This is a genomic window from Bacillus sp. 522_BSPC, assembly GCF_001076885.1.
Classification (GTDB): Bacteria; Bacillota; Bacilli; order Bacillales; family Cytobacillaceae; genus Niallia; species Niallia hominis.
In genome coordinates, this window is sequence record NZ_JVDT01000210.1 from 1 (window position 1) to 3408 (window position 3408).

Below are 3408 nucleotides of genomic sequence, written 5' to 3' on the forward strand. Positions count from 1 at the left end.
AACTTTCGCACCAAAAAAATAAGTGCAAATCGTTAGTTGTATTGCGTCTATGGTCTATTAAATATGTTGCTTGACAGTGTTTAATAAAATGAAATAACACCTCATTCTTTGGTATAGTGTAATTGTAGAGAAAACACTACCATACAGAAGAGGTGCTCCCTATATGATAGACCAAAATAGCCAAAACAATCAACTACCAAAAGAACTTAATTCGGTTTTTTCTGAGCTTGAAATGAATAAACACCTGCGCCAAGCAGGAATTAAAAAATCCTTCGGTTTCAGCTGTTCCTACTTATTTCAGCTTGTTTTCTGTTTGATTTTCCAGCACAAAAATTGGTTTTCACTTCTTGATTCAAAGAAAGCCGATCAGTTTCCAGCCAAAGATGCCGTCTATCGCTTTTTAAACCAATCAACTTTTAATTGGCGCCGTTTCTTACTACTGTTGAGCATTTTTACTATTCAAAAGGTGACTCGCCTTACGAATAAAGAGCGTCCAAAAGTACTGATTATCGATGATTCTGCGTATGACCGAAATCGTAGTAAAAAGGTAGAGCTTCTCGCTCGTTGTTTTGATCATGCTTCCCTGAAAATGCGTTTCTTTAAGGGGTTTCGTATGCTCACTTTGGGCTGGTCAGATGGCTATACATTTATGCCAATTGACTTTTCTTTAGTCAGTTCAAAAAAGTCTCAAATCAATGGTATCTCTGAAAAAATTGATAAACGTACTTGTGGATACAAGCGTCGAGAAAATGCATTACAAACTGAGCCTGAACAAGTTCCTGACATGATTAAACGTGCATTAGCCAATGGGATAGATGCAAGTTATGTCCTTATGGATTCTTGGTTTACATTGCCACCACTTGTAAAGTCTATTGTGGATCAAGGATTAGACGTAATTGGTATGGTCAAAGAAACAAAACAACGTTATAACGTAAACGGGGAGATGGTTTCTTTAAAGCAACTATACCGCCTAGCTGGACCCATTCAATCCAAGAAAGGAATTCTTCGTTCCATCCATACGATCATGGCTAATGGAACACCAATTAAAGTGGTATTCATTCAAAACAGAAATAAGAAAAGCGACTGGCTTGCCATCCTCAGCACAGACTGCACTCTTTCAGAACAGGAGATCGTCCGAATCTATGGAATGCGCTGGGATATCGAGGTATTCTTTAAGGCGGCCAAATCTCTTTTGAAACTTGAAAAAGAATTCCAAAGCCGTTCATATGACGCGCTTATTTGCCATACAACGATTGTGTTTTCTCGTTTTATCGTTCTGTCGTGGCAGAATCGCTGTAATACCGATCAACGCACAATAGGTGGTCTGTTTTACGAATTATGCGATGAAGTAAATGAACTTGATTGGGCTGTCGCATTACAGCAATTGATCGAGCTTCTTCAAGATGCACTTAAACAAACGAATAAGAAAATCAAAAAAATAATTCAAAGTCAACTTGAACAGTGGATCGCTGGCCTTCCTAATTATATCAAGGCTTATTTGCCGATATCACTCTGCGAAAGTTGAGTAATTTACCAGTTTGTATTATTGCTCTACTTACGTTGATTCCATATAAAGAAGTCTATCAGCCTAAAAAGGCACAGGTTGATTATATTGGCGCAGCACTATTTGGAATCGGAATAACTTGTGTATTACTAGTTACCGTGCTAGAAAGTTATCTTTTTATTTTTGCTATAGTTGGTATACTTCTATTAATCACATTTTATTTTTTCGAAAAAAGACATGCTTCACCAATTGTTCCATTATCCATTTTTAGGAGTAAAACCATCACCTGGATTTTTCTTAACGGATTTGTAGGAACATTAGCTTTGTTTGGAACATCAAGCTATATTCCTTTATTCCTGCAAAATCAGGCAGGGCTCTCTGTTTTATGGAGCGGTGTTTCTCTCCTTGGTATGTCGATTGGATGGATGGCTATGTCGGTTCCAGCTGGTAAATGGATATTAAAATATGGCTATCGCATTCTATTAATAATCGGAAATACGTTGCTTTTGCTTTCAGGAATTTTATTAGTATTATTAAATGAGTCAAATGGGTTCTGGTATGTTTTTATCCTAATGATTATTCAGGGACTAGCATTTGGCTTGCTAAGTACTGTTGGTGTTATCGGCTCTCAAGCATTAGTTGGAAACCATGAAAAAGGAATATCCACCTCTTTCTTTATGTTCTGCAGAAACATGGGAACCGCGATTGGTGTTACTATTATGGGCTCCTTATTAAATAGTGGCTCCACCTTTATGGAGGGTATTCACCATCTCTTCCTCTTTGGATTTATTGTAAGTATATTTGCCTTTATTTCTGCCTTCTTCATTCAAAATGAAGGAGCCTTAGTTGAGAAGCGAGCNGCTTGATGGCCGACTGCTTTTTTATCCTCTTTATTTGTATTTTTCCTAAACTATAAAAAAATCTACTATCCTTGTATTTCTTTTGTATAAACAAATACTTTTCTGGAAATGATGAAACTAGAAATATTTATTTATCGTGATTAAGTTGGGAGTTGGGTTAGAAATGAAAGTTAGACAAGACGCATGGTCTGAAGAAAATGATCTTTTATTAGCAGAAACGGTTTTAAGACATGTTAGAGAAGGAAGCACACAGCTAAACGCCTTTGAAGAAGTTGGGGATAAATTAAATAGAACGTCAGCAGCATGTGGATTCCGCTGGAACGCAGTCGTTCGCCATCAATATGAAAAGGCACTTCAGCTTGCCAAAAAGCAACGTAAGCAACGACAACGAATTTTAGGAAAAGATCAAGGTGGAAAGAAGAAACTATTATATTCACCACCAGTACCAACAGTGGATGATCTCGAAGCTCTTACTGCTTCCACAAGCTTAGAAATGGGCTCGATGGACGTGGATATGGATGCTATGGATACATTATTTACAACAGAAACATTAGATACAAATGTTACTAGTCAACAAGAAGAAGAGCTTGTAAACTATCAATCAGAAGAGGAAACAGAGGAAGAAGTACAGCAAATTCCAGTATACGAAACAAAAAAAGCGCCTGCCTATCCAGCAGGAAACCATAGCCAAGCTGGTACACTAAATTTTGACACTGTTCTTTCCTACTTACAAAATTTCCGCAATGCCCCTATACAGCTAGAAATCTTAAAAAGCGAGAATGAGCGTTTAAAAAGAGAAATGGACACAATTAGAAGCCGGAACAAAGAATTAGAAGAAAAACTACATCAAATCGAAAATAACTCAGAAACAATGCAAGAAGATTACGAAACACTCATGAAAATCATGAACAGAGCCCGAAAACTAGTAGTACTAGAAGAAGACGAGCGCCCAACCAAATTTAAAATGGACAGAAACGGAAACCTCGAAAAAGTCGCAGAGTAATTAAAAAGCGGAGGCGCCTTGCTTATCAGCGTACAAACTGG

The 3408-nt window shown here is 37.5% G+C and carries 2 protein-coding genes and 1 pseudogene; all 3 read left to right on the forward strand.

Annotation, left to right across the window (positions count from 1 at the left end):
• Window positions 1–163 precede the first annotated feature (163 nt).
• On the forward strand, window positions 164–1525 hold the full coding sequence (locus ADJ83_RS17465; protein WP_048717268.1) for an IS4 family transposase: 1362 nt from the start codon (window positions 164–166) through the stop codon (window positions 1523–1525).
• A gap of 2 nt (window positions 1526–1527) precedes the next feature.
• Window positions 1528–2370: pseudogene (locus ADJ83_RS17470) on the forward strand (MFS transporter); the annotation flags it as partial.
• A 157-nt stretch (window positions 2371–2527) separates the two neighbouring features.
• Window positions 2528–3367, forward strand: coding sequence for an RsfA family transcriptional regulator (locus tag ADJ83_RS17475; RefSeq protein ID WP_031540081.1), 840 nt, complete (start codon window positions 2528–2530; stop codon window positions 3365–3367).
• Window positions 3368–3408: the final 41 nt, after the last annotated feature.